This is a genomic window from Ruegeria sp. YKSE079, from assembly GCF_059612845.1.
Genome location: NZ_JBXWRJ010000017.1, coordinates 53807 through 80393, shown reverse-complemented (window position 1 = coordinate 80393; position 26587 = coordinate 53807). Strand labels below are relative to the sequence as shown.

Annotated in this window: 29 protein-coding genes; 8 read left to right on the top strand and 21 right to left on the bottom strand. The window is 61.0% G+C overall.

Annotation, left to right across the window (positions count from 1 at the left end; all coding sequences use genetic code 11):
* Window positions 1-54: 54 nt before the first annotated feature.
* Genes AC2FMY_RS15950 through AC2FMY_RS15940 form a run of 3 tightly spaced genes read right to left on the bottom strand, consistent with a single transcriptional unit; the run spans window position 55 to window position 5216 of the window.
* Window positions 55-2523, bottom strand: a complete 2469-nt coding sequence (locus AC2FMY_RS15950) for a GcvT family protein (RefSeq protein ID WP_496807699.1) — start codon at window positions 2521-2523, stop codon at window positions 55-57.
* 10 nt (window positions 2524-2533) lie between these two features.
* Window positions 2534-3709, bottom strand: a complete 1176-nt coding sequence (locus tag AC2FMY_RS15945) for a mandelate racemase/muconate lactonizing enzyme family protein (RefSeq protein WP_496807698.1) — start codon at window positions 3707-3709, stop codon at window positions 2534-2536.
* Window positions 3696-5216, bottom strand: coding sequence for a trimethylamine methyltransferase family protein (locus tag AC2FMY_RS15940; protein ID WP_480751212.1), 1521 nt, complete (start codon window positions 5214-5216; stop codon window positions 3696-3698). The genes AC2FMY_RS15945 and AC2FMY_RS15940 overlap by 14 nt, the downstream gene beginning before the upstream one ends.
* 91 nt (window positions 5217-5307) lie before the next feature.
* Between AC2FMY_RS15940 and AC2FMY_RS15935 the strand changes: the two genes are divergently transcribed.
* On the top strand, window positions 5308-6225 hold the full coding sequence (locus AC2FMY_RS15935) for a LysR substrate-binding domain-containing protein (RefSeq protein ID WP_480751214.1): 918 nt from the start codon (window positions 5308-5310) through the stop codon (window positions 6223-6225).
* A gap of 25 nt (window positions 6226-6250) precedes the next feature.
* On the opposite strand, the gene AC2FMY_RS15930 is transcribed toward AC2FMY_RS15935, so the two are convergent.
* Together AC2FMY_RS15930 and AC2FMY_RS15925 are read right to left on the bottom strand one after the other, a co-directional pair.
* Complete coding sequence (locus AC2FMY_RS15930) at window positions 6251-6772, bottom strand: thioesterase family protein (protein WP_480751215.1); 522 nt, start codon at window positions 6770-6772, stop codon at window positions 6251-6253.
* Between the two features lie 14 nt (window positions 6773-6786).
* Window positions 6787-7563, bottom strand: a complete 777-nt coding sequence (locus tag AC2FMY_RS15925; protein WP_496807697.1) for a cyclase family protein — start codon at window positions 7561-7563, stop codon at window positions 6787-6789.
* A gap of 263 nt (window positions 7564-7826) precedes the next feature.
* Between AC2FMY_RS15925 and AC2FMY_RS15920 the strand changes: the two genes are divergently transcribed.
* Window positions 7827-8540 (top strand): DUF1194 domain-containing protein, encoded by a 714-nt coding sequence (locus AC2FMY_RS15920; RefSeq protein ID WP_496807696.1) that lies wholly within the window; start codon window positions 7827-7829, stop codon window positions 8538-8540.
* A gap of 139 nt (window positions 8541-8679) precedes the next feature.
* Here the strand turns inward: AC2FMY_RS15920 and AC2FMY_RS15915 are convergent, their stop codons facing one another.
* Window positions 8680-9693: a hypothetical protein gene (locus AC2FMY_RS15915; protein WP_496807695.1), complete on the bottom strand. Its 1014-nt coding sequence runs from the start codon at window positions 9691-9693 to the stop codon at window positions 8680-8682.
* A gap of 169 nt (window positions 9694-9862) precedes the next feature.
* Between AC2FMY_RS15915 and AC2FMY_RS15910 the strand changes: the two genes are divergently transcribed.
* The gene (locus tag AC2FMY_RS15910) at window positions 9863-10771 is read left to right on the top strand and encodes a DMT family transporter (RefSeq protein ID WP_480751223.1); all 909 of its coding nucleotides are present in this window, start codon (window positions 9863-9865) and stop codon (window positions 10769-10771) included.
* 38 nt (window positions 10772-10809) lie between these two features.
* Complete coding sequence (locus AC2FMY_RS15905) at window positions 10810-11457, top strand: sulfotransferase family 2 domain-containing protein (protein WP_496746795.1); 648 nt, start codon at window positions 10810-10812, stop codon at window positions 11455-11457.
* Between the two features lie 31 nt (window positions 11458-11488).
* Here AC2FMY_RS15905 and AC2FMY_RS15900 read toward each other — a convergent pair whose 3' ends face one another.
* The 8 genes from AC2FMY_RS15900 to AC2FMY_RS15865 form a co-directional block, all read right to left on the bottom strand.
* Window positions 11489-13690 (bottom strand): 3-hydroxyacyl-CoA dehydrogenase NAD-binding domain-containing protein, encoded by a 2202-nt coding sequence (locus tag AC2FMY_RS15900; protein ID WP_496746792.1) that lies wholly within the window; start codon window positions 13688-13690, stop codon window positions 11489-11491.
* Window positions 13683-14171, bottom strand: coding sequence for a cupin domain-containing protein (locus AC2FMY_RS15895; protein WP_496746790.1), 489 nt, complete (start codon window positions 14169-14171; stop codon window positions 13683-13685). The genes AC2FMY_RS15900 and AC2FMY_RS15895 overlap by 8 nt, the downstream gene beginning before the upstream one ends.
* On the bottom strand, window positions 14171-15382 hold the full coding sequence (locus AC2FMY_RS15890) for an acetyl-CoA C-acetyltransferase (RefSeq protein ID WP_480751228.1): 1212 nt from the start codon (window positions 15380-15382) through the stop codon (window positions 14171-14173). Before AC2FMY_RS15890 ends, AC2FMY_RS15895 begins: the two co-directional genes overlap by 1 nt.
* Window positions 15383-15392: 10 nt before the next feature.
* Window positions 15393-16031 (bottom strand): glutathione S-transferase family protein, encoded by a 639-nt coding sequence (locus AC2FMY_RS15885; RefSeq protein ID WP_496746788.1) that lies wholly within the window; start codon window positions 16029-16031, stop codon window positions 15393-15395.
* 279 nt (window positions 16032-16310) lie between these two features.
* Window positions 16311-16523, bottom strand: coding sequence for a hypothetical protein (locus tag AC2FMY_RS15880; protein ID WP_496746784.1), 213 nt, complete (start codon window positions 16521-16523; stop codon window positions 16311-16313).
* 49 nt (window positions 16524-16572) lie between these two features.
* Window positions 16573-18354: an acyl-CoA dehydrogenase C-terminal domain-containing protein gene (locus AC2FMY_RS15875; RefSeq protein WP_496807694.1), complete on the bottom strand. Its 1782-nt coding sequence runs from the start codon at window positions 18352-18354 to the stop codon at window positions 16573-16575.
* 45 nt (window positions 18355-18399) lie between these two features.
* Window positions 18400-18801 carry a MerR family transcriptional regulator gene (locus AC2FMY_RS15870; protein WP_480751236.1) on the bottom strand — a complete coding sequence of 134 codons (402 nt, stop codon included), beginning with the start codon at window positions 18799-18801 and terminating at the stop codon, window positions 18400-18402.
* A 344-nt stretch (window positions 18802-19145) separates the two neighbouring features.
* Window positions 19146-19514, bottom strand: a complete 369-nt coding sequence (locus tag AC2FMY_RS15865) for a MerR family transcriptional regulator (RefSeq protein WP_496748494.1) — start codon at window positions 19512-19514, stop codon at window positions 19146-19148.
* Window positions 19515-19630: 116 nt separating this feature from the next.
* Here AC2FMY_RS15865 and AC2FMY_RS15860 point away from each other — a divergent pair, with 116 nt between their 5' ends.
* Genes AC2FMY_RS15860 through AC2FMY_RS15845 form a run of 4 tightly spaced genes read left to right on the top strand, consistent with a single transcriptional unit; the run spans window position 19631 to window position 22479 of the window.
* Window positions 19631-20050, top strand: a complete 420-nt coding sequence (locus tag AC2FMY_RS15860) for a PaaI family thioesterase (RefSeq protein ID WP_480751238.1) — start codon at window positions 19631-19633, stop codon at window positions 20048-20050.
* A 1-nt stretch (window position 20051) separates the two neighbouring features.
* Window positions 20052-20570, top strand: coding sequence for a PaaI family thioesterase (locus tag AC2FMY_RS15855; RefSeq protein ID WP_480751239.1), 519 nt, complete (start codon window positions 20052-20054; stop codon window positions 20568-20570).
* A 6-nt stretch (window positions 20571-20576) separates the two neighbouring features.
* Complete coding sequence (locus tag AC2FMY_RS15850; protein WP_496748493.1) at window positions 20577-21893, top strand: MATE family efflux transporter; 1317 nt, start codon at window positions 20577-20579, stop codon at window positions 21891-21893.
* 46 nt (window positions 21894-21939) lie between these two features.
* Window positions 21940-22479, top strand: coding sequence for a GNAT family N-acetyltransferase (locus AC2FMY_RS15845; RefSeq protein ID WP_496748492.1), 540 nt, complete (start codon window positions 21940-21942; stop codon window positions 22477-22479).
* A 9-nt stretch (window positions 22480-22488) separates the two neighbouring features.
* Here the strand turns inward: AC2FMY_RS15845 and sigJ are convergent, their stop codons facing one another.
* From sigJ to AC2FMY_RS15810, 7 genes are all read right to left on the bottom strand, one after another.
* Window positions 22489-23379: an RNA polymerase sigma factor SigJ gene (sigJ, locus tag AC2FMY_RS15840; protein WP_480751245.1), complete on the bottom strand. Its 891-nt coding sequence runs from the start codon at window positions 23377-23379 to the stop codon at window positions 22489-22491.
* Window positions 23376-23915, bottom strand: coding sequence for a hypothetical protein (locus AC2FMY_RS15835; protein ID WP_496748491.1), 540 nt, complete (start codon window positions 23913-23915; stop codon window positions 23376-23378). Before AC2FMY_RS15835 ends, sigJ begins: the two co-directional genes overlap by 4 nt.
* A complete protein-coding gene (locus AC2FMY_RS15830; protein ID WP_496807693.1) occupies window positions 23912-24292 on the bottom strand; it encodes a hypothetical protein in 381 nt (126 codons plus the stop codon). Before AC2FMY_RS15830 ends, AC2FMY_RS15835 begins: the two co-directional genes overlap by 4 nt.
* A 110-nt stretch (window positions 24293-24402) precedes the next feature.
* Entirely contained in the window at window positions 24403-24744 is a 342-nt protein-coding gene (gene arsC / locus AC2FMY_RS15825; protein WP_480751249.1) for an arsenate reductase (glutaredoxin), read from the bottom strand.
* Window positions 24741-25799: a quinone-dependent dihydroorotate dehydrogenase gene (locus tag AC2FMY_RS15820; RefSeq protein WP_496807692.1), complete on the bottom strand. Its 1059-nt coding sequence runs from the start codon at window positions 25797-25799 to the stop codon at window positions 24741-24743. Before AC2FMY_RS15820 ends, arsC begins: the two co-directional genes overlap by 4 nt.
* Window positions 25796-26227 (bottom strand): DUF1330 domain-containing protein, encoded by a 432-nt coding sequence (locus tag AC2FMY_RS15815; protein ID WP_496748537.1) that lies wholly within the window; start codon window positions 26225-26227, stop codon window positions 25796-25798. Before AC2FMY_RS15815 ends, AC2FMY_RS15820 begins: the two co-directional genes overlap by 4 nt.
* A complete protein-coding gene (locus tag AC2FMY_RS15810; RefSeq protein WP_480751324.1) occupies window positions 26224-26562 on the bottom strand; it encodes a DUF952 domain-containing protein in 339 nt (112 codons plus the stop codon). The genes AC2FMY_RS15815 and AC2FMY_RS15810 overlap by 4 nt, the downstream gene beginning before the upstream one ends.
* Window positions 26563-26587 lie beyond the last annotated feature (25 nt).

Below are 26587 nucleotides of genomic sequence, written 5' to 3'. Positions count from 1 at the left end.
CATGCCTTGACCCTGGCGCGCCGAAAAAAACGGGTGCCAGGGTTTTCGAATCGGTCAACAGCGCATGTTTGCGCCGTTGGCGTCGTAAATCGGTGCGCCAAGCACCTCGGCGTCGTGGAACTTGCCGAGGATCTCCACCTGTAGCGTGGTGCCGGGTGTGGCACAGTCCGTAGCGACATAACCCATTGCCATCGACCGCCCCGCGCGATGGGCATAGCCACCGGACGAGATATAACCCACCGCCTTGCCGTCTTTCAGAATCGCCTCGTCATTCGACACGTCGATGCCTTCGACATCGATGGTCATTGTCACCAGCTTCTGCTTTGCTCCGGCCTTCCGCGCCGTAAGAGTGGCCTCTTTGCCGACGAAATCCTTGTTCCAGTTGATGAAGGCATCCATGCCGGATTCGACTGCATTAAAATCCGGGCGGAATTCCAGTGTCCAGACGCCCCAGCCCTTTTCCAGCCGCATCGACATCAGTGCCCGGGCGCCATACCAGCGATAGCCCAGATCGGCGCCGGCTTCCTCGATCGCTTCGGCAAGACGCAGCAGGTATTGGGGTTTGCAATAGATCTCGTATCCCAGTTCGCCGGAAAAGCTGATCCGGTTCAGGATCACCGGCACACCGGCCACGAATGTCTGGCGCAGATCACGGAACTTGAGCGCAGAGGCAGAAACATCCTCGCGCGTGATCCGGGCCAGCAGTTCCCGTGATTTCGGCCCCGACAGCGCGATCCCGTGCCAGTCGTCCGAAACGTTGGCGTATGTGACGCCCTTGGGCAGGCCGCGTTCGAACCAGCGGCGGTGCGCCTCCTGCATCGCGCCCGAACCGAACAACATGAAGTGATCGTCGGCCAGGCAAGCCACGGTCAAATCCCCGTAAAGTCGCCCCTTGGGCGTCAGCATCGGTGTCAGCGTCAGGCGACCGGGTTTGGGCACATACCCCGCAAGGATGCGGTCCAGATAGATCCGCGCGCCCGCGCCCTTGAACTCGTGCTTGGCAAAGTTGGCGATTTCGATACCACCCACGGCCTGTTGAACGGCCTTGACCTCGCGCGCGACATAGTCGTGTGACCGGTTGCGTTCGAATGTCGGCTCCTCATGGGCATCGTCCGGGCCATCGGCGAACCACAAAGCGTTTTCCAGACCAAAGCCTTGGCCCATCCGTGCGCCCTTGGCGACCAGCCGGTCATAAAGCGCGGTGGTTTTCTGCATCCGGCCCTTGGGCAGGGTTTCGTTGGGAAAGGTCATCACGAAGCGGCGTTCGTAGTTTTCCGAGGATTTCACGGTGCCCCAGTCGGGTGTCGCAAATTCTCCGAACCGCGCCACGTCCATCGCCCAGACGTCGATCGAGGGTTCGCCGTCGATCATCCATTCAGCCATGGTCAGCCCCACGCCACCGCCCTGACAGAACCCCGCCATGACGCCTACGGCGACCCAGTAGTTTTTCATCCCCGGAACCGGGCCGATCATGGGGTTGCCGTCAGGCCCAAAGGTGAAGGGGCCGTTGATCATGTCCTTGATGCCGGCCTCGCCGATTGTCGGAATACGCTCGAACGACATCTCCAGCCGGTCGGCGATCCGGTCAAGATCGGGCTGCAACAACTCATGGCCGAAATCCCAGGGCGTGCCGTCGACCTTCCACGGCGTCGATTTGGGCTCATAGGTTCCCAGCAGCATGCCCTGCCGCTCCTGCCGGAAATAGATGTTGGCCTCATAATCGATACCTGCGGGCAGGCGCCCGGCTTCGCCCATGCTTTCCATCCGTTCGGCAATCAACGGAATCTTTTCGGTAATCAGATAGTGATGCTCCATTGGCTGCACCGGAAGATGGATGCCCGACATATGCCCGACCTCACGCGCCCAAAGCCCGCCGCAGTTGACCACGTATTCCGCGTTGATCTGCCCCTTGGGTGTGGTCAGGTCCCACGACCCGTCCGGGCGCTGCGACATGGCGGTCACGCCGCAATGGGTGAAATACTGCGCCCCGTGCACGCGGGCGGATTTGGCAAAGGCATAGGTAGCGCCGGAAGGGTCCAGATCGCCGTCCTGATCGTCCCACAATGCGGCATAGTAGTGCTTTGGGTCGATGAGCGGGTGGCGCTCGGCCAGTTCACTGGGCGAGATGAATTCCTGATGAAGCCCCATATAACGGGCCTTCGAGCGCTCGCGCTTGAGGTAGTCGTACCACTCCTTGGTCGAGGCGGCATAGAATCCGCCGGTGATATGCAGGCCGACACTGTGGCCGCTGGTCTCTTCAATCTCCTTGTAAAGATCGATGGTATAGCTTTGCAGGCGGCTGATGTTGGGGTCCGAACTGATCGTGTGGATCTGTCCCGCAGCGTGCCACGAACTGCCCGAAGTCAGCTCATCGCGTTCCAGAAGAACCACGTCTTTCCAGCCGAACTTGGCCAGGTGAAACAGGATCGAGCAGCCCACGACGCCGCCGCCGATCACAACGACTTTGGCATGAGAGGGGAGCGGTTTGCCTGTGGCGGTTTCGTCTCTTTGAATCTCGGGCATGGTTTGGTCCTCAGTTGAGCGGCAGGCGGCGGAAGCGGCCGGGCATTGCGGGGTCATGGAAATGGTCAAGCGGTCCGTTCTCGACCAGGTGAGTGTGCCAGTGGTTCAGGGCGTCGCGGTCCAGCGTCACGCCCAGTCCGGGACCTTCAGGCACCCGGACGGTGTTGTTCGTCTGCCGGAACGGCCCGCCCTCGATCACGTCGCCCACCTGCCAGCGGAACAGCGATTGCGACGGCTCGGTGATCCATGGCATGGCGGCAGACATATGCAGGTATCCGGCGGTGGCGATGCCTGCGTCCCCGGAGTAGCACCAGAACCCCACACCCATCGCCTCGCAGGCACCGATGAAGCGCACCGCGCGGCCAATCCCGCCCAGAACGGCAAAGTTGGTGACGATGAAATCGGGCGCACCCAGCGCCACCGCGCGGCGGATATCCGGCACATGGGTTGAAATCGGGATGGTGAAGTGCCGCCTCAACTCGGCCATTTCCTCGAACGTGGCAACCGGGTCTTCGTAATTGCGGATGTCGTAGGGTTCGATTTCCCGAAACACCCGCATCGCGGTGGGCAGCGACCATTGCATGTTGCTGTCGAGCCTGATCATCGCCTCAGACCCCAAGGCGGCGCGCATCGCCTTGACGGTGTCAATCTCCAGTTTCGGGTCACCCAGAATGAGCTTGCCCTCGAACATGGTGGAGCCGTGCTCCTCGCGCATGCGCATGCAATAGTCCGAAATTGCCTCGGGCGTCATTTCGCCGCCATCGCGAAAGCCGAAATACTCGGTAAAGGGGATTTCCTTGCGCACCGCCCCGCCCAGCAGGCGATATAGCGGCTCGCCAGCCACCTTGCCGCGCAGATCCCAAAGCGCAATCTCGATCGCGCCAAAGGCCTTGACCACCGAACTGTCATCGGTGTTCTGCACGATCTGCCAGGGCGGCACGCAGAGGCTCTCGCACCCGGCAATGTCCAGTGCGTCTGCGCCGATCAACCTCTCGCCCATGGCGCGGATGGTCTCTTCCACATCTACCGACGGTGCCTCGCCCAGACCGACCAGCCCTTGATCGGTTTCAACCTCGATGATCGTTTTCGACGTTCCCGGATAATGCCCGCCAGTCCACCACATCGGCTTTTCCAGCGGGATGTTGACAGGAGTGGCACGCAGTCCGGTGATCTTAATACCAGGCATCGGGCAGCTCTTCCTTCCGTTTCTCGACAAAAGCTTCCAGTTCTTCACGCTTGGCGGCGTCCAATGGCGGTTCCTGATAGGTGTTCAACATGGCCTTCCAGCGCTTGAAGGCGCGCAGACGCATGTCTTCGGACCCGCCCTCTTCCCAGCTCTCGACGTTTTCGCTGTTGCTGAGTCCGGGCTCGTAGAATGCGGTCTGATAGTGGCGCATCGTGTGGGCGCAGCCCAGGAAATGACCGCCCGGTTGAACCTCGTCATAGGCGTCACGCGCCAGCGCGTTGTCGGACACATCAAGGCCCTGATCCAGCACCTTCTGATACCCGCCCAGACGGTCTGCATCCATCACCAGCTTTTCGAACCCGGTGCACAGCCCGCCCTCCAGCCAACCAGCCGAATGCAGTACAAAATTGGCACCGGCCAGCATCGTTGAATGCATGGAATCCGCGCTTTCATAGGCGGCTTGCGCATCCTCGATCTTGGATGCCGTCAGCGACCCCCCGCAACGCAAGGGCAACCCGGCGCGGCGGGCCAGTTGGCCGATGGCATAATTGGACATCACCGGCTCGGGCATCCCGAAGGTCGGCGCGCCGGATTTCAGCGACATCGACGACAAAAAGTTGCCCAGCACGAAGGGCGCGCCGGGGCGGAGCAGTTGCACATAGGCACAGACCATCATCGCCTCGGCCATCGCCTGCGCCACCGAGGCGGCGGTGCTGACCGGCCCCATCGCCCCCGACAGGATGAAGGGCACCACGACCAAACCTTGCCCGCGCGTGGAATAGACCCGCGCCGCCTCGGTCACCACCTTGTCGACCAGTAGGGGCGAGTTGGTGTTGACGTTGCCCATGATGACGCAGTTTTGCTCCATCACGTCGGCGCCAAAGACGATCTCGGCCATGTCGATGCTGTCTTGTGCTCGGCTCATCTCCGTGATGGCCCCCAGATGCGGCTTGTCCGACAGCGTCATGTGGGCCAGCAGCATGTCGAGGTGCCGCTTGCTGACCGGCACGTCGCAGGGTTCGCAGGTGACGAAGCCGCCGTGATGCAGGTTCGGATGCAAATAGGTCAGGCGTACAAGATCGCGGAACGCCGCCATGTCGCCGTATCGCCGCCCGCCCTCGAGATCACGAACGAAAGGCGCGCCATAGACCGGAGCGAAGACCTGATTTGCACCACCAATGGTGACCGAGCGCTCAGGGTTTCGGGCAAGCTGGGTAAATTCGCGAGGCGCCTTCGCGCAGAGCGACCGAATCCAGTCGGCCGGGGCGCGCACGATATCACCGTTGACCATTGCACCCTCGCGTTGCCACAGCCACAGCGCCTCGGGATCGTCGCGAAAGGCGATGCCGACCTCCTGCAGCAACCAGTCTACCTGTGATTCCAACCGGGATATCTGGTCTTCATCCAGTGGATCGAAAAAGGGCAGGGTTCTGCGCACAAAGGGAGACACCAGACCGGAATTCGCCTCTGCTCCGCGTACGCGCGTCTGCCGGGAACGTCTCGCCATATCTGCGCCTCCATCTGTTTCAGGGAATGATAGCGATGTGAATTCACCTTGTGACGCTTGAAAACATGAATGCTTTGGATAATTTGAAATTATGCAAGAACTCTGGAAACTGCTCTCTTCACCCCGCCATCTGGTCGTCTTTGAAGCGGCGGCGCGGCTGAATTCCTTTACCAGGGCCGCGCAGGAGTTGAACGTTCAGCAACCGGCGGTCAGCGCCTCGATCCGCCAGCTCGAAGACAGTCTTGGCGTTGCCCTGTTCACCCGAAGCCACCGCAAGGTTTCCCTGACCGCCGCAGGCGAGCGGCTGCGCGCCGACGTCACCCGTGCGTTCGAGCAGCTGTCCCATTCGGCCTCGGCAATTCAACAGCTGTCGCGGCCCGACTACGTGACCCTCAACGCCTCCACCGCTTTCAACAACTACTGGATCATTCCGCGCCTCGCCGACCTGCAATACCGGCACCCGCAGATCGACCTGCGCTTGCAATCCAGCGACCGCGAACCCGATATCGATACGGAAAACATCAGCCTTGCGGTGCGGCGCGGAACCGGCGACTGGCCGGGATGCGAAAGCGCCCTGATCGCCGAAGAGGTCATCTATCCCGTTGCCTCCACCCGGACAATGGCCGCCGCCGTCGACCTCAGAAACCTTGCGGGGCTGCTGCACCAGCCGTTGATTCATCTTGAAGAGCCGGTGCGTGACCGGCCCAGCTGGCGCGACTGGTTCGTGCAATTCGGCATTCACGAGGTCGTCCCCAAGGGTGGCCTGCGCCTGAACGATTACGCCCTGGTAATTCAGGCCGCGATGGCCGGCGAAGGTTTTGCCTTTGGCTGGAAACACTTGACCGACCGCCTGATCGACCAGGGCCTGCTTTCGGGGCGGAAAGAATGGAAATGGCGCACCGGCCAGGGATTCTATCTTGTCTGGTCACTCGGCCGCCCGCTGACGCATGAAGCGGTCCTGGTGCGTGACTGGATTCTGTCCCACCGTCAGTTATCCGAAGACGGATAGGACAGACCCATCTTGGACCGCCGCGCTATTTGCGCCGAAGCCCTATGGGCTGGCCGATCTGCCGCGCGGGCTCCAGCCCCTTGTGATCTTCAACCATCCGCGCCAGTCGCGTGACGGCCCAGTCCGGATAGGGGCAGGACCGCCCGGTTTCGTGGCTCACGTTGATGAACACGCCCTCCTGAGTGGCACAAAGCGCGTCATCCTCCTCCGCGAACATCTGGCCGAAGTAATGCCCCCGCTTACCATCGGCGTCGAGCAGCCGGAACCGATAATAGAACCGCTCGCCCTCGCGCACCTCGCGCAGGAAATGCACGTGCGACTGGATCATGTAAGGGCCTTCTCCCGTGGCTTCGACCTGTGGGCCTCCCAGACCCAGATGCGCAACCATCATCTCTTCGAGCCCCTCGTCGAAGGCGACGCCGTAATAGCCCACGTTCATGTGGCCGTTATAGTCGATCCACTCCGGCTTGACCGTGTACCCCCGCACCTCGACCGGTGCGGGATAAGGGCCGTCATGGCCCGCTGGTGGCACTGATTTCACTGGCATTGCCTGCCCTCCCCCTATTCCTCAAAAATCGCGACCGCCCGTGTAAACCCCGCCGAGGCGCCCTTGATCTTGAAGGGAAAGCAGGAAATCTCGAACCCGGTGGGCGGCAGGTTTTCGAGATTGGCAAGCTTTTCCATGTGGCAGTACCCTATGTCCATCGAGGAGCGGTGCCCCTCCCAGATGATCGAGGGATCGCCCGTGCGCGCATATTCCCGCGCAGTCAGAGGGAAGGGCGCGTCCCAGCTCCACGCGTCGGTGCCGGTCACCCGCACGCCCCGTTCGGTCAGGTACAGCGTCGCCTCGCGCCCCATGCCGCAGCCCTTGAGCAGATAGTCGGGCTGGCCATAATGCGCCCCGGCCGAGGTGTTGACCACCACGATATCCAGGGGTTGCAGCTTGTGGCCGATCCGCTCCAGCTCTGCCGCTACATCCGCGGCACTCGCCACATAGCCGTCCTCGAAATGGCGGAAATCAAGTTTGACGCCGGGATTGAGGCACCATTCCAGCGGCACTTCGTCGATGGTGATGGCGCGTTCGCCGTTGTTCATCGTGGAATGGTGGTGATAGGGCGCATCCAGATGGGTGCCGTTATGGGTTGCAATGTGCAACCGCTCCACCGCCCAGCCCTCGCCACCCGGCAGATCCTCGCGTGTCAGACCGGGAAAGAACGTCATCACCTGTTCGGCGGTCTGATCGTGGCCAAGGTATTCGATTTCGGGCAACATGATTGGCGGGTCCGATACGATGCCGGTCTCCAGCGGTACGGACAGATCGACGAAACGGCGGGGCATCGGACCTCCTTTTTTTGCAATGCTGAGACGGGGACGCTCGCGCCCCGAACAGAGCCAATCGCATCGCAGGTTGTCAACCGGGGTGGGGGCGCAGCCCCCGTCGCGGCCGCCACCGGGGTTTCTATCTGGTTGCACACGTTTTCGCCTGTCAGGAGCCCTTCGAGATATCGGCAAATGGACGGGCGAAAATCGACATTTTCAAGGTTTTGTGCCATACTCGCCGAGAAATTGAAGCCAATCGAACCCTTGATAGCGGGGACGAAATGATCTGCAGCAATCTAAAGCGCCTATGCCTTTTGACGATTCCACTTGGCTTTTCGTTGGTATTGATTTGGGCTGACAGAGTCGCTGCCAGAGAAGGGGAGTGCTCGCTGGCTTTGGCTTTTGGCCTCGATATTTCCGTCAGTGTCGATGAAGCTGAATACAGGCTCCAGCGCGCGGGGCTGGCCGCAGCCCTCACCGATCCGGTCGTTTCCCGGTTGATCGTCGCTCAACCGGGTGCGGTGGCGATGATTGCCTACGAATGGAGTAGCCATCGTCATCAATCCGTCATCGCCCCTTGGCATATGATCGAAAGCCAGGCGGATTTGTCCCGGTTCGCGGCTGCGATTATCGATGATGCGGGGTATCCGCATTTTTATCCAACCGCGATCGGCCAAGCGGTCGCTTTTGGCCTTTTGGCTCTCGAAGAAAAATCTGAGTGCTATCGTCGGGTTCTCGATATCTCTGGCGACGGCGTAAACAACGACGGATACCCGCCAGAAAGCGCCTACAAGCATTTCCCTGTCGCCGATGTCACCGTAAACGGACTGGTCATTCTGGGCGCCGAACCCGAGATCGTGCGTTACTACGAAACAAGCGTTATTCACGGAACTGGTGCCTTCGTCGAAGTTGCAGGCAGTTTCGCGGATTACGAAAGGGCAATGAAACGCAAACTCCTGCGTGAAGTTCAAGGCCCCTATCTGGCGCAGAAATAGGCTTCCGACTGGAACCTAAATCTAGTCCGCCTCTGCGTACTGTTGGCGTTTACAACATATACAAGTTGGGGCGTTTGACTCATCGCAGATCATTTGAATGAAAAACCGTGTTTCCTGCGTTCCGGGTGCGGCGAATGTCTTACCCGCCGCATACATTCTGCAGCAGCACCCACTCGCGGTCGGGCAGCACCTGTTCGACGGTGCGGCCCGCCATTGGGTCGGCCTCGATCAGGCCAAGAACGGTTTCCCCTGTTACGTCGCGGGCATAGGCATAGGGGGTTGAGGGCAGGGCGGCCTGCCCGAACATTGCCAGAATATCCTCGTCGGCGATGCTGGGCCGGGCCTTCTCCAGAACCTGTTCACCATAATGGTCGAGTGTATCGGGAGTCAGTTCGCCGGTAGTCAGCAATCGAAAGGCCGCCACCGACCCGGCGCGGTCCAGAAGATCGGCCAGTGGATCTGTTTGCGCGGCACGAGCGCGTTCGGCCAGAACAAAGCCCGCGGCCACCGTCGGGTCTTCGTGATCTTCGATCAGGGCGCGGTTCAACAGAACAAGCCGGCCAGGCAGAAACAGGCTTTCCGCCACGCCGCCGGGCAAAACCACGATCCGGCGCACCCCGGTTCTTTGCGCCAGCCGCTCCAGAACCGGTTGCGCATCCTGCGATGTGCAGGCGCGGCCTGACACCCGTTCGATATGGCGCAGGATGGTTTCTCCTATTTCCTGTCGTTTGATGTCGGGCACCACAGATACGACATGGCGCTGCAACGCCCCGGGCAGCCAGAATATCAGGACAGCCAGAACAGCGAAAAGTACCCCGGCAACACTGGCCCAACGCAACCGACCCGGATGTGGTCGTGCCCGGTCGATGGCGCGCTGCAAGCGGTCGATCGCTTCGATCATCGTGGTTTCCGAGTCGGGCAGTTCGAGCGTTTCACCCGGGTCGCCATCGGGGTTGTAGATCGCTGGAAATTCACCCGGGTTCTGCCGCTCCAGCGCGGCCAGGGACCAGTGCGTCAGGGCGGTGTCCTTGAAATCCGAAATCGTCAGCGTCGCTTCGCCGATCGAGACCAGCACCTCGCGCCGTTGCTCCTCGGGCGAGGGTCGCCACAGACCGGTGGCTTCGATCCGCTCATACTGTTTCAGCGCCGTCATTCGGATGGTTTATGCTCGTCATTGTTTTCTGTAACCCTAGCATGGGAAAATCGGGCACGGCAAACGAGTAGAGCGGTTGATTGGCCATTTTCGCCGGAAACATCCGAAACCGGCATCGAATGTCGCTGAGATTTCAGAGCGCTGGCGGTCTGAACGGTAAGAGAGGGGAATGCAGACAGGTCCAAAAACCGCGCCGGTGGCGGCGTCGATATTGATGGTTGCCGCGATGGCGATCATTGGTGTGATCGACAATTTCGTCGTACGCGTGGCCGAGACCATCGGGCTTTGGCAATTCCACTTCACCCGCGCGCTGGTGATGCTGCCGCTGATTGGCGGGCTGTCCCTGTTGGGGTTGGGCCATATGCGACCCATACGCCCGAACATGGTCGTCTTGCGCAGCATCCTGATGGCGCTGGCGATGCTGTTCTATTTCAGCGCGCTGGCCTTCATGCCCATTGCGCAGGCGCTGGCGGGGTTGTTCACCTCACCCATCTTTGTGCTGTTGATCTCGTCCCTGGGACTGGGGCAGCGGATCGGGCCATGGCGCATTCTGGCAGTGCTGACCGGATTTGCGGGAATTCTGTTCGTGTTGCAGCCCGATCCGGATGCCTTTGATCTCAAGGTTTTGATCCCGGTTGCGGGAGGTCTTTTCTATGCCATGTCGGTGATCGTCACCCGCAGTTATTGTGCCGGCGAAAGCACGGTTGTTTTGTTGGGGGCGTTGGCGATCACTTTGGGAACCGCAGGCGCGCTGGGCCTGATCGGGTTTGCGTTGTTTCCGGTGGAACCAGCGGCCGGCCCTGCGGGCTTCGTGATGCGGGGATGGGTCTGGCCCATGACGGACGCAGTGCCATGGGTTGTCACGCAGGCGGTGGGCGCGTCGGTGGCGGTTTTCATGCTGATCAAGGCCTATCAGTTGGGCGAGCCTTCTTATGTGTCGGTCTTCGAGTATTCCATCATGATCTTCGGCCCGCTTTTTGCATGGGTTGCTTTCGGGCAGACCCTTGGCGCCTATCAGATTCTGGGCGTGGCCCTGATCGCTACCGCCGGTATCATCATAGCCCTGCGTTCGGGTTGAGGCTTCAGCTTGGCCATCAACCGGGATAGCGTAACCGCATGATCATCTCGACCGGCCGTTCCTATGTCTTTGTCCATATTCCCAAAACCGGCGGGACCTCTCTGGCGCTGGCGCTGGAGAACCGGGCGATGAAGGATGATATTCTGCTGGGTGACACGCCCAAGGCCAAAAAACGCCGCAAGCGGGTCAAGGGCGTGCAAAGCCGGGGACGGTTGTGGAAACATTCGACACTGTCCGATATCGATGGCCTGATATCGCCAGAGGTCCTGAGCGGGCTTTTTGCCTTTACCCTTGTGCGCAACCCGTGGGACCGGGTCGTCAGCTACTACCACTGGCTGAGAGAGCAGGAGTTCGATCACCCGGCGGTGTCCTTGGCAAAAAAGTTGGAGTTCGAACCCTTTGTCCTGCACCCCCATACTCTGGCCTCGTTCCGTAACAGCCCGGCGCGCTCCTATATGCTGCGCGCCGATGGAAAGGAACAATGCGCGGCCTATATTCGGCTTGAACATTTCGCCGAGGATGCCGGGTCGCTGATCCTGCATCTGGGATTTCAGGTCGTGATGCCGTACCTCAACCGTTCGGAGCGCGGGGCCGACTATCGCCGGTATTACTCATCGGATACCGTGGACGCGGTCGCCGAAGCCTGCGGCGAGGATATCGTCCGGTTCGGATACCGGTTCGAATGACCGGCGCGCCGATGCGCGCCGTTCTGGATTGTCAGGCTGCTTTGGCTTCGGGGTTGAACCGGCCATAGAAGCTTTGCCCCTTTTGCGCCATCTCGCGCAGCAGAGGCGGGCAGGTGAACCGTTCGCCATATTCGGCTGCCAGCTGGTCGCAGCGTTCGGCGGCATAGGGCGTGCCGATGATGTCGAGCCAGCTGAGCGGCCCGCCGGACCACGGCGCAAAGCCCCAGCCCAGAATGGCGCCAACGTCGCCTTCGCGGATGTCCTCCAGCACGCCTTCTTCCAGCGCGCGCACCGCTTCCAGAACTTGCGCGAACATCAGGCGTTCCTGAACTTCGATCAGATCAGGCTGATCCTCGGCCAGCGGGTATTTCTCGGCCATTCCCTTCCAGTATCCGACGCGCTTGCCCTTGTCGTCATAGTCGAAGAAGCCCGCATTCGCCTTGCGCCCCAGACGGCCCAAACCTTCCATCCAGAAGATCAGGTCATCGCCCGGATTGTCGGGGTAGGCATGGCCCATTGCCGCCTTGGTCGCCCGCGCGATCTTGGCCCCCAGATCGATCGAAGTTTCGTCGTTGAGCTGGATCGGCCCGACGGGGAAGCCCAGTTGCCGCGCCGCATTGTCGATTAGCACAGGGCTGACACCCTCTGTGATCATCCGCAGGCCTTCGTTGATGTAGGGAATGATACAGCGGTTGGCGTAGAAAAAGCGCGCGTCGTTGACCACGATCGGCGTCTTGCGGATCTGATGGACATAATCCAGCGCCTTGGCCACAGCCCGGTCGCCGGTTTTCTTGCCCTTGATGATCTCGACCAGGAACATCTTTTCCACCGGCGAGAAGAAGTGGATGCCGATGAACTGTTCGGGCCGCACAGATGCCTCGGCCAAGCCGGTGATCGGCAGCGTTGAGGTGTTCGAGGCAAAGATGCAGTCTTCGGGAATGATCGCCTCGACCTTCCGGGTCATCTCGGCCTTGACCTTGGGGTCTTCGAACACCGCCTCGATGATCAGGTCGCAACCCTTCAGCGCGTCCAGATCAGGGGTCGCGTTGATCAGGCCCAGCATCGCTTCTTTCTTGTCCGCCGTGACCTTGCCACGCTTGATGCCCTTGTCGAGGTAACTTTCGGAATAGGCTTTGCCCTTGTCGGCGGCGGTCTGATCGCGGTCGATCAGCACAACCTGCATTCCGGCCTGTGCGCTGACCAGCGCGATGCCCGCACCCATCATGCCCGCGCCCAGAACGCCGACCTTTTTGACACGCTGATCCGGCACCTCCTTGGGCCGCACGGCGCCTTTTTCCAGCGCTTCCTTGTTCAGGAACAGCGACCGGATCATCGCGGACGAGGATGGGTTCATCAGGATCGAGGTGAAATGCCGCGCCTCGATCCGCAGGGCGGTATCAAAATCGACCAGCGCGCCTTCGTAGATCGCGCTCAGCAACGCCTTGGCGGCAGGAAATGCGCCTTGGGTCTTGCCGTTCACCATCGCGCTTGCACCGACAAAGGTCATGAACCCCGCCGGGTGATAAGGCGCGCCGCCGGGCATCTTGTAGCCCTTGGCATCCCACGGTTTCACCAGATCGGCCTCGCTGGCGTTCAGCACCCACTCCTTGGCCGCCGCCACCGGATCGTCCGCCACCGCGTCGATCAGCTGCGCACCCTTGGCCTTGGCCGGCTCCAACATCTTGCCTTCGAGCAGCACCGGGGCCGCCGCCATCGCGCCCACCATGCGGCTGAAACGAGTGGTGCCACCGCCGCCGGGGAAGATGCCCAGAAGAATCTCGGGCAGGCCGATCCTGGATTTCGGATTGCTGGTCATCACCCGGTGGTGACAGGCCAGCGCGATTTCTGTGCCAATGCCCGCGCAGGTGCCATTGATGGCGCAGGCCACCGGCTTGCCGCCTTTTTTTGTCTTGGGGTCCATGCCAGCCAGCTCCAGCTTGCGCAGGATGTGGTGGCCACCCATGACGAAATCGAACAGCGCTTGGGCCGGTTCCTCCCCCGCTTCCTGCCGGATCGTGGCCAATGTGTTCAGGTCCATCCCGCCGGCGAAAGTACCTTCCTTGCCGCTGGTGATGACGATGCCTTTGACCGCATCGTCGGCCAGTGCCTTATCGACCAGCGCGCTCACCAGTTCAAAGGCGTCGCGGGTCATCACGTTCATGGATTTGCCCTGGGTGTCCCAGGTCACAAAGGCGACGCCGTCTGCGTCGGTGGTCAGAGTGAAATCAGTCATTGTCATCTCCAATCTGGTCAGCCGTCAGCGGGCCGCCGTCTTTCCGGGTGAAAGAGAATCCGTTCTCATCATCCTTCACCATCATGTCTAAGTCGCTGTAATAGCCGGTCTCGGTCGGGGTCCGAGTGCCCACCACCAGAAAGGTCGCGGGCGCATCTGTCTTGTTCACAAGGTGATGGCCGTTGGCCTCACCTGCAGGCCAAGCGGCGCAGTCACCGGGCAGCATCTCATGCTCACCATCGTCATCGATCAGCACGCATTTGCCGCTGAGCATAATGGCAAACTCGTCTTGCTCCATGTGGTAGTGGCGCAGCGAGGACAGAGCCTGCGGTTCAAGCCGTACGATGTTGACTCCAAACTGGGTCAGTCCGCCTGCATCGCCGACGCCCTGGTTGAAACGGCCACCGACCGCCTCGGCCAGTTTGCCGGGATAGGACGAGCCACTCTTGAACGGGATCTGAGAGAGATCCAGCTTGGGCATCAGACCCGCTCGATAATGGTTGCCGCACCCATGCCGGACGCAATGCAGAGCGTCGCCAGACCGGTTTCCTTGTCCTGCCGCTCCAGCTCGTCAAGCAATGTGCCGATGATCATCGCGCCGGTTGCGCCCAGCGGGTGACCCATGGCGATCGAGCCGCCGTTGACGTTCACCTTGCCGGGGTCCACGTCAAAGGCCTGCTGGAACCGCAGCACGACAGAGGCAAAGGCCTCGTTCACCTCGAACAGGTCCAGATCGCCGATGACCATGCCGTTTTCGGCCAGGATCTTTTCGGTCACCGGTACCGGGCCGGTCAGCATGATGGTCGGGTCGGTGCCGATCTTGGCGGTTGCCTTGATGCGCGCGCGCGGCTTCAGGCCGTATTTCTCGCCGAATTCCTTGTTGCCGATCAGAACAGCCGCAGCCCCATCCACGATGCCCGAGCTGTTGCCCGCGTGGTGGATGTGGTTGATCCGCTCGATATGTGGGTATTTCAGCATCGCCACCTTGTCGAAGCCCGGCATCTGTTCGCCCATCATCGCGAAAGAGGGGTTAAGGGCGCCAAGGCTTTGCATGTCGGTGCCGGGGCGCATGTATTCGTCGCGATCCAGAATGGTCAGGCCGTTCTGATCCCGGACGGTGATGACCGATTTTTCGAACCGGTTTTCTTCCCAGGCGACCGCCGCGCGGCGCTGCGACTCGACTGCCAATGCGTCGGCATCGTCGCGGCTGAATCCGTATTCCGTGGCGATGAGGTCGGCCGAGATGCCCTGCGGCACGAAATAGGTCTCCATCGCGAGGCTGGGATCAACGGCGATCGCCGCGCCGTCGCTGCCCATGGCCACGCGGCCCATCATCTCGACGCCACCGGCGATATAGGCATCGCCCGCGCCGCCCTTGACCTGATTGGCGGCGAGATTCACCGCCTCCATGCCGGAGGCGCAAAACCGGTTGATCGCCAGACCGGGGATCGATTGGTCCAGATCCGAAGCCAAGACCGCCGAACGCGCCAGACAGCCGCCTTGTTCCATCACCTGGGTGACATTGCCCCAGATCACGTCCTCGACCGCGTGGCCTTCCAGGTTGTTGCGTTCCTTCACTGCGTTCAAAGTCAGCGCGCTGAGGCGCACCGAGGTCACCTCGTGCAGGCTGCCATCCTTGCGGCCCTTGCCGCGCGGCGTGCGCAGGGCGTCATAGATATAGGCTTCGGTCATGTGTTTCTCCTCAAGCGCGATCCGACGGGTTGCCGGGCATCAGGTCATAGGGTGCTTTCCAGCCGGGCTGTTCGGAAAGCCGGGTCAGCCAGGCGTCAATATGGGGCCAGTCTGCACGGTTGAATCCAAAAGACTCGGGGTAATAGAGGTAGCCGCAACAGCTCAGGTCTGCGTTGGTCACGCTGTCCCCAACGATCCAGTCGCGGCCTTCAAGGTGGGCGTTCAACACATTGTAAGCGGCCTTGAGCCGCCCCTGGTTGAAAGCGATCACATTCGGGTCGCGGTGCTGTTCGGGCAGGAAATGGATCAGGAACCGGGTCAGGCCCGCCATCGAGCTGAGCTTGTGATTGTCCCACAGCACCCATCGCAGGATGTCATAGTTCTCCTCGCGGGTCTTACCTCCGAACCTGCCGGATTTCTCGGTCACATAGGCCTGGATGCAGCCCGACTGGCTGGTGCGAAAATCGCCGTCGATCAAAACCGGCGCCTCGCCCATCTCGTTGACAGTGGCGCGGTATTCCGGCGTGCGGGTCTCGCCGCCGAAAAAGTCGACGAAAACCGGCTTCCATTCGAGCCCTGACATTTCCAACGCCAGCGCCGCCTTGTAGGAATTGCCGCTTTCTCCGAAGCAATGAAGTTTGATGGTCATGCGCTCGCCCCTCCCGTGGCGCGTGTGGGGCCCGTGGGGCCATAAGTATTTGTGAAAAGATGAAGTGATGAAGGTGACATCTTTTTTTCTTCGGTTTGGTTCATTGGTTTTGCGGTTCTGCCTGGAGAGCCAATGACCGCAAAAGGCGAAGTCGTCCCTGTCCTGTCGGCAAACACGCTCGACGGCAGGGACGCATCCCATTTCATCTTTTCATAAGCACTCTCGCCGGAGGCGTCCTGACCCAACCACTCGTGCAACCGATGAAGATGGGATGTGTCCTCATTTCTTGCGCTCCTCCAGTTCCGCGTTGAACAGCCGCAAGCGGTGGATCATGTTTTCCTCGTCGACTACGCTGTTGAAATTCTCGAACAGAAACGACAGCGCCTCGCCCTCGTCCAGACCTGACTGTTTCGCAAACTGTTTCAGCTTGCGGTAGGCGTCTTCCGTCATGGCGACGGGGAAGCGGCGGGTCAGGCGAAAGCGTTTCGGCATGTCTCTTTCTTCAGTGATTGGGCCGGCGGGGCGGACCCCGCCGCAATGCTCAGAAATTTGCGGCCTCCAACGCCATGACCGTGTCAGCGCCCGACTGGATGCGCGCCAGGTGCGTGGCGGTCATGGGCAGGCGGCGCGCCATGTAATAGCGCCCGGTCGCGATCTTCGTCTCGTAGAACGCGGCGTCAGAAGCACCTGCGGCCAGTCGTGACGCCGCGGCCTTGGCCATTCGCGCCCACATCAGGCCCAGGCAGACATGGCCGAACATGTGCATGAAGTCATAAGAGCCCGCCAACGCGTTATTGGGGTTCTTCATGCCGTTTTGCATGAAATACATTCCCGCGGCCTGCAGATCCTTGGATGCAGCCTTCAGCGGCTCGATAAACGCCTTGTCATAGGATTCGTCCTGCCCTGCGTTCTCCTTGCAGAAGGTTTTGACCATCTCGAAGAAGGCCATCACGTGCTTACCGCCGTCCTGCGCCAGTTTTCGACCCACGAGGTCCAAAGCCTGAACGCCGTTGGCCCCCTCGTAAATCATCGCGATCCGGGCATCGCGGGTATATTGCGACATGCCCCATTCCTCGATGTAGCCATGGCCGCCATAAACCTGCTGCGCCTGTACGGTCATGTCATAGCCCTGGTCGGTCAGGAAACCCTTGATGACCGGCGTCAGCAACGAGATCAGTCCATCTGCGTCCTTGTCCTGTGCGCGATGCGCCTTGTCGATCATCGTGGCGCCCCACAGGATGAACGCGCGCGCACCTTCGGTGAAACTCTTCTGATCCATCAGGTTGCGGCGGATGTCAGGGTGCACGATCAGCGGATCGGCCGGACCGTCCGGGTTCTTCACCCCGGTCACGTCGCGGCCCTGCAGGCGGTCCTTGGCATATTCCAGGGCATTTTGGAATGCAGCTTCCGCCTGGGACAACCCCTGCATGCCCACGCCCAGACGCGCTTCGTTCATCATGGTGAACATGGCGCGCATGCCCTTGTGCTCTTCGCCCAGCAACCAACCGGTTGCGGCGTCATAGTTCATGACGCAGGTCGAGTTTCCGTGGATGCCCATCTTTTCCTCGATCTTGCCGACCGAGACGCCGTTGCGCTCGCCCAGGCTGCCGTCGTCGTTGACAAGGAATTTAGGCACGATGAAAAGCGACACGCCCTTGATGCCCTCGGGGCCGCCGGGAACTTTCGCCAGCACCAGATGGATGATGTTGTCAGCCATGTCGTGGTCGCCGGACGAGATGAAGATCTTTTGCCCGGTGATCTTGTAGCTGCCGTCGCCCTGCGGTTCCGCCTTTGTGCGCATCAGACCCAGATCTGTGCCGCAATGCGGCTCGGTCAGGTTCATGGTGCCCGTCCATTCACAGGCAACCATGTTGGGCAGGTATTTGTTCTTCTGCTCATCGGTCCCATGCGCCAGAATGGCCGAGGCCGCGCCGTGGGTCAGGCCCTGATACATCACGAACGCCTGGTTCGCGGCGGAAAACATCTCGCCCACGGCAGTGCCCAGTACATAAGGCATGTTCTGTCCGCCGTATTCCTCGGGCATGTCCAGCCCGGTCCAACCGCCTTCCTTCATCTGCTCGAAGGCTTCCTTGAACCCCGTCGGGGTGTAGACGATGCCGTTTTCCAGTCGACACCCTTCGGCATCGCCCACCACGTTCAGCGGGTGCAGCACATTGGTCGCGATCTTGCCTGCCTCGTCCAGAACCGCACCGGTAAATTCAGGTTCCAGGTCCGAATAGCCGGGGACGTCCGAGGCGGAAACGTTCAGGACATCATGCAGGATGAATTGCGTATCCTTGGTTGGGGCGTTGTAGACGGGCATGGAAGGCTCCCAATTGTTTCAATTTTCTGAGGGGCGGGGTAGGCGTTACTCGGCCGCCTTCTTTTCTTCTTTCATCGAGGCGATGACCTTTTCGCCCCATTTCAGTTGCTCTTTCAGGTCTTCGATGGCCTGGGTCAGCTCGTCTCGGCGCAACTCCATGTCAGCAAGCCGGTCACATGCGATCTCATAGGTGCGGGTCAGCTGTGTCAGTTGCTGGTCGCCGGCGTGATACAGGTCCAGAAGTTGCCGGATTTCTTCGAGGCTGAAGCCGAAACGCTTGCCGCGCAGGATGAGTTTCAGTCGGGCGCGGTCGCGTTTGGTGAACAGCCGTTTTTGACCTTCGCGGATCGGGAACAGCAGTTCCTTGGCCTCGTAGAACCGCAAGGTGCGAGGGGTCACGTCATAGGTCTCGCACATCTCGCGAATGGTCATCAGTTCTTCATTCATGTCTCAATCTCTCAAATCACGTACCTGGTGATATCGAGTTGGCCGGGTGTCGGGCGATTTACAACATGCAATTGACGTTTACGTAAGCTAGACGCTGCGTCACTTTTTTGGTGACGTAAGATCAATTCGCGTCAGGCATCTTTCGGGAAATTTTATTTCCGCAACGTCAACCTGAAGGGGGCAAAATCGCCTTTCATTGGCGTTGTATGACGAACGTAGAAAATGGGACTGTGTCACGCTCGATCCTCCACTCGATACATGCGCCATGCTTGGCGGTCTGCCCATGTTCTGGCAACGGGTATCGTGCTCGGATGACGATGAAGTGAGAGATGGAGAGCGCCCCGTCAGGCCAGACTATTGGCGGTCTGGTCACGCAGTCGCTTCAACTCGTCCATCGCCTCGTCAAGCTGTTCGCGCTGCTGGCGCAACTCTTGCATCTGACGGTCGGCCATTTCGATGAAAGCTGACATCTGCGCCTGATTGCCCTCGTCCTCATAGATCAAGAGCCATTGGCGAATCTCTTCCAGCGGGAAGCCGAACTTGCGCCCGCGCAAAATCAGCTTCATCCGGGCGCGTTCCCGCGCGCCATAAAATCGCGAACGCCCTTCGCGGTCTGGCTGCAGCAGTTCAATATACTCGTAATAGCGCAGCGTGCGCGGCGTTACGTCGAATTCCGCGCACATCTCTTTGAATGACAAACGGGTGTCGGACATTCTGTTTCTCCTCGCCCGGCAACCTATGGTGTCGTTTCGTCATGCGCAACAGGCGGTCTTGCTCTTTGATGTCGCAGCGGCCCATAAAGGGGCACTCAACAGCAGGACCCAAGCCTATGGTCGACAAAACAAAACTCGCTCGCCAGTTCATCGAGGCCATCCCGCACGCCAAGGCGCTGGGGCTGGAGCTTGATCATATCGGTGCCGGTGAGGCCGAGATATCGATGCCTTACAACGAAGACCTGATCGGTGATCCGCGCACCGGGGTGATTCATGGCGGGGCAGTATCGGCCATGCTGGATACCTGCTGCGGTGCCGCAGTGATGAGCCATCCCTCCGCCCCCGGCGGCACCGCGACGATCGACTTGCGCATAGACTACATGCGCGCCGCGACGCCGGGCCAGCGAATTTCGACGCGCGCGACCTGTTATCACATCACCCGCAACGTTGCCTTTGTCCGTGCAACCGCCACCGATGACGATCAGGACCAACCTGTCGCCACCGCCTCGGGCGCCTTTACCGTGGAGGGCCGCTGATATGGCGCGCGCCCGTCCCGAACCGATGCAGGTGGTCAAGCAGCGCCGCGATGCCGCACTCAAGGCGCTGGTCGAAGGCGTGCCCTATATCCGCTTTCTCAACATCAGTTTCGACCGTCGCGGGGACGAGCTGACCGGGGTTCTGAATTTCGACGAAAAACACATCGGCAATCCGTTCCTGCCGGCCATCCACGGTGGCGTAACGGCGGCCTTCCTTGAGGTGACGGCGGTGATCACGCTCAGCTGGTCGCACCTGTTTCCCCGGATCGAAAGCGGCGAAATCGATCCGGAAGAGATATTGACCGACGACAATATGCGCTTTCCCAAGACCATCGACTTTACCGTCGACTACCTGCGCTCGGGCCTGCCGCGCGACGCCTATGCGCGCGCATTCATCAGCCGTTCGGGCCGTCGTTACGCCTCGGTCCGGGTCGAGGCGTGGCAGGACCACCATTCAAAGATGTTCGCCCAGGCGACCGGCCATTTCCTGATGCCACAGCCGCGATCCGAAAAAGCCTGACCCGCCATGAAGGACGCCTCGGCACCCATCACACATCGGCGGGTGCTGAAAATTGCCCTGCCCATCGTGCTGTCCAACGCAACGGTTCCGATCCTCGGGGCCGTCGATACCGGCGTGGTGGGGCAGATGGGGCAGGCCGCCCCCATCGGCGCGGTCGGCATCGGCGCGGTGATCCTCGCCACGATCTATTGGGTGTTCGGCTTTTTGCGCATGGGCACCACCGGCCTTGCCGCGCAAGCGCGCGGATTGGGCGACATGGCCGAGACCGGTGCGCTGCTGATGCGCGGCCTGCTTCTGGCCTTCGCGGCGGGGCTGGTTATCATCGTTGCGCAAGCGGCTTTGTTCTGGGGCGCTTTCGCACTGGCCCCTGCCAGCGCCGAGGTCGAGGCGCTGACCCGCACCTATCTGGAGATTCGCATCTGGGGCGCGCCCGCCACCATCGCGCTTTATGCCGTCACCGGCTGGCTGATCGCCATCGAGAAAACGCGCGGTGTCTTCGTTCTGCAAATCTGGATGAATGGTCTCAACATTGCGCTAGACCTTTGGTTCGTTCTGGGGCTGGGCTGGGGGGTTGAAGGCGTCGCCACCGCGACCCTGATCGCCGAATGGACCGGCCTCGCGCTGGGCTTGTGCCTGTGCCGCGAGGCTTTCGCCGGTGAACAGTGGCACGACTGGGCCCGCATCTTTGACGCCACCCGCCTGCGCCGCATGTTGCAGGTGAATGCCGACATCATGGTGCGCTCGGTATTGCTGACCGGGGCGTTCACCACTTTTCTGTTCGTCGGCGCTGATCTGGGCGACGTCAACCTCGCCGCCAATCAGGTGTTGCTGCAGTTTCTGGAAATCACCGCCTTTGCGCTTGACGGTTTTGCTTTTTCCGCCGAGGCGCTGGTGGGCAGTGCTGTTGGCGCAAAGGATCGCTATCAGCTGCGACGTGCCGGGATCATCGCCTCGCAATGGGGGGTGGGCGGCGCGCTCGTATTGGGAGCAGTGTTCTTTGTTGCGGGTCCGCTGATTATCGACATCATGACCACGTCACCCGACGTGCGTCTGGGCGCGCGTGACTATCTGATCTGGGCGGCGCTGGCACCGGTTCTGGGCGTCGCCAGTTGGATGTTCGATGGCATTTATATCGGCGCGACATGGACTCGCGACATGAGAATCGCAATGATCCAGTCGGTCATCATCTACGTTCTGGCGTTGTTTCTTCTGGTGCCCACGCTCGGCAACCACGGACTCTGGGCGGCGCTGATGGTGCTTAACATCGCCCGCGGTCTGACGCTGGGCCTGCGCTATCCGCGGCTGGAGGCGCAGGTGGCATGACTGTCCGACACACAGACACACGGATGTCAGGGAAGGAACAAACGGGATGAGATTCATATCCGGTTACAACGGGCGGGAACAGCAGATTGCCACGCTGTTTCAGGACACCTTCACCGCCTCGGAGGGGGAAGGGGAGGGCCGGATCATCGGTGCGTTGGTTGCCGAACTACTGGCAACAACTCCCAAGAACGACCTTTATGTATTCTCCGCCTATGCGGGCGAGGCGCTGGTTGGCTGCATCTGCTTTTCACGGCTGCACTATGCGCAGGATTCACGGGTAGTGTTCATTCTGTCCCCCGTGGCGGTCAGGACGGACCAGCAACAGAAAGGCATCGGCCAACAGTTGATCGCGCATGGGCTGGATCAGTTGCGCCTCAGCGGCGTCGACTATGTCACAACCTACGGCGATCCCGGTTACTATTCCCGGGTCGGTTTTCAGCAGATCACCGAGGATTTTGCAAAGGCCCCGCTGAAATTGAACCATCCGCATGGCTGGCTGGGACAGCCGTTGTCGTCAAAAGATGCGACGCCCCTGTCAGGGCCATCCCAATGCGTGCCGGCGCTGCACAAACCCGAATTGTGGTGAACGGCCGGGTCAATGCGCGACGCCCGGCAGTGGTGGCCGGTGCGGCAATTTCTCGGGGTTTCGCATGATATAGATCCAGTCGATCAGCCCGTCCCGATTGACCGTCAGCGTAAACACCATGTCATCTGCGCCGCCGTCCAGAACCGCCAGTGCAGGCGCGCCGTTGGCCCTGACCGTCCTGACATCGACACGCCCGACCTGTTTCGATGCGATCGACAGCAATACCTGCGCCACTTCGTCCCGGCCCGCCAATGGGCGGAACGCGGCGCGCACTTTGCCGCCGCCATCGCTGATTGCGGTGACATCGGCGGACATCAGCGATAAGACCGTGGCGCGATCCTGCGCCGCGACAGCCTGGGAAAACCGGGCCAGCATCGTGGCCGTTTCTTGTGGCTCGACCTTAAACCTCGGCCCTGCCGATTTCACCTTTTTCCCGGCGCGGCTGACCAGTTGACGGCAGGCTGCCTCGGATTTGTCCAGGACCTGTGCCAGTTCTTCGTAGTCGGCGTCAAAGACCTGTTTCAGCACGAATGCCGCGCGCTCCTCGGGGGTCAGCCGCTCCATCGCCCATAGCAACGCCAGTTCGCAATCCTGTGCCAGAGACAGATGGTCTTCGCTGCTGGCGCTCGCATCGCGCACCAGCGGTTCAGGCAACCACGGTCCGACATAGACCTCGCGCCGGTGCCGGGCCGACCGCAGCGCATCAATGGCCAACCGCATCGTCGTGGTGTGCAGCCAGCCGGCAGGATTGCCGATGGTGTCGCCTGTGATGTCGGACCAGCGCAGCCAGACCTCCTGCACGACGTCTTCGGCCGCGGCGCGTTCGCCCAGCATCCGGTAGGCCAGCGCCATCAGGCGCGGGCGTTCCTGTTCGAACCGGTCAAGTCGTGTCTTTGTCATCGGGCCGACCGTATTACAGGATGCAGTGTCTTGCCGAGTGAGATTTTCTGGCACGTCTGCCCGTGGCCCAACCCCCGTTTCATGACCGGGTAGACCCGGCCGGACGCTGCGGCATAAGTCGCCGCAATCACCGCCCTTTCGCCATGTCGCTTGCTGATTTCCAGTCGCAGGTCGTCCGCCTCGGGCAAGTCGGCGATCACGGCTTCGGCAAAACGGAACCCTAGACCAGCTTCGCCCGCGGCGTCAAAGTTGCGTGACAGGCATGCCGCAATGTGATCGGACGGTACGCCCGATTTCAGGGCAAAACCTGCGACAAGCTGCGCGCAAGGCCCGCAATCGCCGTCCAGCGTCGATGCCAACAGCGCACCGGCCCAGATTTGCGGGGCGGGTCCTGTCATTCCGCTGAACAATGACAGGCCGAAGTAGCGAAGTGCAGCACCGGGCCAAACTTCCGCGACCTGCCGCATATAGCTGGCGTCATAGTCATTGTCCTTTTCGAACTTGTTCAACATCCTGTTCAGGATAGCTCTGATCATGCCGGAACCTCCTTGAGGCGCAGTGCGAGGGCCAGGGCGACGGCGGCGGGAATGGTATTGGCAGCTATGTCGAACAAAACCGTGGCGCTGTCAGGCGATGCATGGTGGCCCCATGAGGCGACGTGAAATGCGGCATGCAAGGATGGGAATGCCGCGCCAAGCACTACGAGCGTCCGGTCGCCACGGCGCGCGCCAAGAAACAGACCGGTCGCGCTGACGAAAAAAGCAAAGCCGATATCCCGGGCAAAATGGTCGTTGAAAGGCCCGGTGGACGAGACGCCAGGAACCGAGCGATAGAATTCAGCAGGTGCAATGACCAGACCGGCGGCCAACAGCAAGAAATAGGCCGCCAATCCGACGAGGATGGATTTTGTCATAGATGTCTCCCTTCGCCTTTATGACGAAACAGGAGCACTGTTTGTGACCGCGACGAGCAAAAAAAACCGACAGAGCTTGTGCGATGGGACCCGCCGGGCTCCAGGTCGACCTAGGTAAGGTCCAGCAAAGCCTCGGGCGGGCGACCGATCGCGGCCTTGCCGTTACACAACGCGATGGGGCGTTCGATCAGGATCGGATGGGCGGCCATAGCGGCCAGCAGAACCTCGTCTGCGTCCGTTTTCGACAGCTCAAGCTCCTTGAACACCTTCTCGCCGGTGCGCATCATCTCTACCGCGCGAAGCCCCAGCGCGGCTTGGGCCGCCTTCAACTCCTCAAGGCTGGGAGCATCCTCTAGGTACTTGCGCACGGTGATCGTTGCGCCGCGCTCTTGCAAAAGCGCCAGTCCCGCGCGGGATTTCGAACAACGGGGATTGTGCCAATATTCGATCACAGCCAGTCCTCTCTTTTGCTGCCCACAGCCTGCGCCACAGTGTCTAACCCGTCGCGCTTCAGCAAGTCGTCCAGCCCGTGCGCTATATCGGCGGCCAGCGACAAACCGCCATAAACCATCGCGGTATAGAATTGAACCGCCGAGGCACCCGCGCAGATCTTGGCATAGGCCTGTTCGGCGGTGCTGATGCCACCAACCCCGATCAGCGGCAGGCTGCCTTCGGTCAATTGGCTGAGACGAGCCAGAACCCGCGTGGATTTTTCGAACAAGGGCGCACCCGACAAGCCGCCTGCCTCGCCCTTGTGGACACTTCGCAAACCATCGCGCGACAGGGTGGTGTTGGTGGCAATCACCGCATCCACTCCGGTATCGCGCGCCACATCGGCAATGTCCTGTAATTCGTCGTCTGTCAGGTCCGGCGCGATCTTCAGAAACACCGGCAAACGCTGCGGCAGGCCGTCGCGGGTTTCGATCACACCGGACAGCAGCGCGCCCAATGCCGCCTTGCCCTGCAAATCACGCAGCTTTTCTGTATTGGGGGACGAGACGTTGACTGTGGCGAAATCAAGGTATTCGGCGCAATGAGCCAGCACCTTGGCGAAATCGCCGGGCCGGTCGTCGCTGTCCTTGTTGGCACCGAGGTTCAGACCGATCACCGCATCTTTGGGACGGCCCGCCAGCCGCTTGGCCATGACCTCCATGCCGTCATTGTTGAAACCGAACCGGTTGATTGCCGCGCGATCCTCGCTTAGCCGGAAGAGTCGTGGCTTGGGATTGCCAGGTTGCGGGCGCGGGGTGACCGCGCCAACCTCGATAAACCCGAACCCGGCGCGCGAAAGCGGCCCCAGGACCTCGCCGTTCTTGTCGAACCCGGCCGCCAGCCCTACAGGGTTCGGCAGGTCAAGACCGGCGACGGTGGTACGCAACCGGGGTGAAGTCACAGGCCCCAGCGCGGGCGCCAGCCCCATCTTCAGGGCTCTTATGGACAGCCCGTGCGCCGCTTCCGGATCCATCCGGTGCAGGGCGGCCAACCCCAGTTTTTCGATCATCTTCATCCGAATGTCTTTCCACTTTGGGCCGGGGCGCAGCGGATCAGGCGCGAGGTCGCCAACGCCGCCTGCCGGTGCACCACGGCCTGCCTGTAAACCGGATCGGTCACCATCTCAAGAAACGTGTGTGCCGTAGGATAGCGAGCAACGAACACCTCGTCCCAAGCCTCTTCCTGAGGTCCGATCAGAACGGATTGAAACGCCCCGCGCCAGACGATCGCGGCCCCGAGCCGCGCAATGATCGGCGCGGTTTCGGCCCCGTACCTTTGGTACGCCTCGGCCCCGGTCAACCCCGCGCCCGCCAGTTCGTGACCTTCGGGGTAAACCGCCCTGTCGCGAAATTTCACAAGGTTCAGCATTTCGATGGGGTGATCACGGTCAAGTGCCTTGAAGGCCTCGAACTGCTCCCGCTCGGGATCGACATACCCGCTCATACCATCTCATCCGGAAAGCGGTGCTGCCCGTCCACCAGCGGCAGCGGCTTGGCCCAGACTACGTCCGACAGCCGCAAGTTGCGGTAAAGATGAGGAAACAATGCACCGCCGCGAGACACTTCCCATTTCAGCGCATCGCCCATCGCGTCGCCATCGCAGGCCAGCACGGTCAGCCCATCGGCCCCCGCAAAATGCTTGACGGCGGTCTCGGCAGCCTGTTCGGCGGTCGAGAAATGAACGAACCCGTCGGCCACATCGACCGGCGCGCCAGTGGTCTCGCCCTGCGTCTGTAATACGGCCCATTCGTCCGCCCGGAAAATCTTGTAGATCAGCATAACGCCCAGATGCCTCGGGGCCGGG

Excerpts from the sequence above, each read along its gene's own strand:
- AC2FMY_RS15950 (WP_496807699.1), bottom strand. The coding sequence starts at position 2,523 with ATGCCCGAGATTCAAAGAGACGAAACCGCCACAGGCAAACCGCTCCCC.
- AC2FMY_RS15945 (WP_496807698.1), bottom strand. The coding sequence starts at position 3,709 with ATGCCTGGTATTAAGATCACCGGACTGCGTGCCACTCCTGTCAACATC.
- AC2FMY_RS15940 (WP_480751212.1), bottom strand. The coding sequence starts at position 5,216 with ATGGCGAGACGTTCCCGGCAGACGCGCGTACGCGGAGCAGAGGCGAAT.
- AC2FMY_RS15935 (WP_480751214.1), top strand. The coding sequence starts at position 5,308 with ATGCAAGAACTCTGGAAACTGCTCTCTTCACCCCGCCATCTGGTCGTC.
- AC2FMY_RS15930 (WP_480751215.1), bottom strand. The coding sequence starts at position 6,772 with ATGCCAGTGAAATCAGTGCCACCAGCGGGCCATGACGGCCCTTATCCC.
- AC2FMY_RS15925 (WP_496807697.1), bottom strand. The coding sequence starts at position 7,563 with ATGCCCCGCCGTTTCGTCGATCTGTCCGTACCGCTGGAGACCGGCATC.
- AC2FMY_RS15920 (WP_496807696.1), top strand. The coding sequence starts at position 7,827 with ATGATCTGCAGCAATCTAAAGCGCCTATGCCTTTTGACGATTCCACTT.
- AC2FMY_RS15915 (WP_496807695.1), bottom strand. The coding sequence starts at position 9,693 with ATGACGGCGCTGAAACAGTATGAGCGGATCGAAGCCACCGGTCTGTGG.
- AC2FMY_RS15910 (WP_480751223.1), top strand. The coding sequence starts at position 9,863 with ATGCAGACAGGTCCAAAAACCGCGCCGGTGGCGGCGTCGATATTGATG.
- AC2FMY_RS15905 (WP_496746795.1), top strand. The coding sequence starts at position 10,810 with ATGATCATCTCGACCGGCCGTTCCTATGTCTTTGTCCATATTCCCAAA.
- AC2FMY_RS15900 (WP_496746792.1), bottom strand. The coding sequence starts at position 13,690 with ATGACTGATTTCACTCTGACCACCGACGCAGACGGCGTCGCCTTTGTG.
- AC2FMY_RS15895 (WP_496746790.1), bottom strand. The coding sequence starts at position 14,171 with ATGCCCAAGCTGGATCTCTCTCAGATCCCGTTCAAGAGTGGCTCGTCC.
- AC2FMY_RS15890 (WP_480751228.1), bottom strand. The coding sequence starts at position 15,382 with ATGACCGAAGCCTATATCTATGACGCCCTGCGCACGCCGCGCGGCAAG.
- AC2FMY_RS15885 (WP_496746788.1), bottom strand. The coding sequence starts at position 16,031 with ATGACCATCAAACTTCATTGCTTCGGAGAAAGCGGCAATTCCTACAAG.
- AC2FMY_RS15880 (WP_496746784.1), bottom strand. The coding sequence starts at position 16,523 with ATGCCGAAACGCTTTCGCCTGACCCGCCGCTTCCCCGTCGCCATGACG.
- AC2FMY_RS15875 (WP_496807694.1), bottom strand. The coding sequence starts at position 18,354 with ATGCCCGTCTACAACGCCCCAACCAAGGATACGCAATTCATCCTGCAT.
- AC2FMY_RS15870 (WP_480751236.1), bottom strand. The coding sequence starts at position 18,801 with ATGAATGAAGAACTGATGACCATTCGCGAGATGTGCGAGACCTATGAC.
- AC2FMY_RS15865 (WP_496748494.1), bottom strand. The coding sequence starts at position 19,514 with ATGTCCGACACCCGTTTGTCATTCAAAGAGATGTGCGCGGAATTCGAC.
- AC2FMY_RS15860 (WP_480751238.1), top strand. The coding sequence starts at position 19,631 with ATGGTCGACAAAACAAAACTCGCTCGCCAGTTCATCGAGGCCATCCCG.
- AC2FMY_RS15855 (WP_480751239.1), top strand. The coding sequence starts at position 20,052 with ATGGCGCGCGCCCGTCCCGAACCGATGCAGGTGGTCAAGCAGCGCCGC.
- AC2FMY_RS15850 (WP_496748493.1), top strand. The coding sequence starts at position 20,577 with ATGAAGGACGCCTCGGCACCCATCACACATCGGCGGGTGCTGAAAATT.
- AC2FMY_RS15845 (WP_496748492.1), top strand. The coding sequence starts at position 21,940 with ATGAGATTCATATCCGGTTACAACGGGCGGGAACAGCAGATTGCCACG.
- sigJ (WP_480751245.1), bottom strand. The coding sequence starts at position 23,379 with ATGACAAAGACACGACTTGACCGGTTCGAACAGGAACGCCCGCGCCTG.
- AC2FMY_RS15835 (WP_496748491.1), bottom strand. The coding sequence starts at position 23,915 with ATGATCAGAGCTATCCTGAACAGGATGTTGAACAAGTTCGAAAAGGAC.
- AC2FMY_RS15830 (WP_496807693.1), bottom strand. The coding sequence starts at position 24,292 with ATGACAAAATCCATCCTCGTCGGATTGGCGGCCTATTTCTTGCTGTTG.
- AC2FMY_RS15820 (WP_496807692.1), bottom strand. The coding sequence starts at position 25,799 with ATGAAGATGATCGAAAAACTGGGGTTGGCCGCCCTGCACCGGATGGAT.
- AC2FMY_RS15815 (WP_496748537.1), bottom strand. The coding sequence starts at position 26,227 with ATGAGCGGGTATGTCGATCCCGAGCGGGAGCAGTTCGAGGCCTTCAAG.
- AC2FMY_RS15810 (WP_480751324.1), bottom strand. The coding sequence starts at position 26,562 with ATGCTGATCTACAAGATTTTCCGGGCGGACGAATGGGCCGTATTACAG.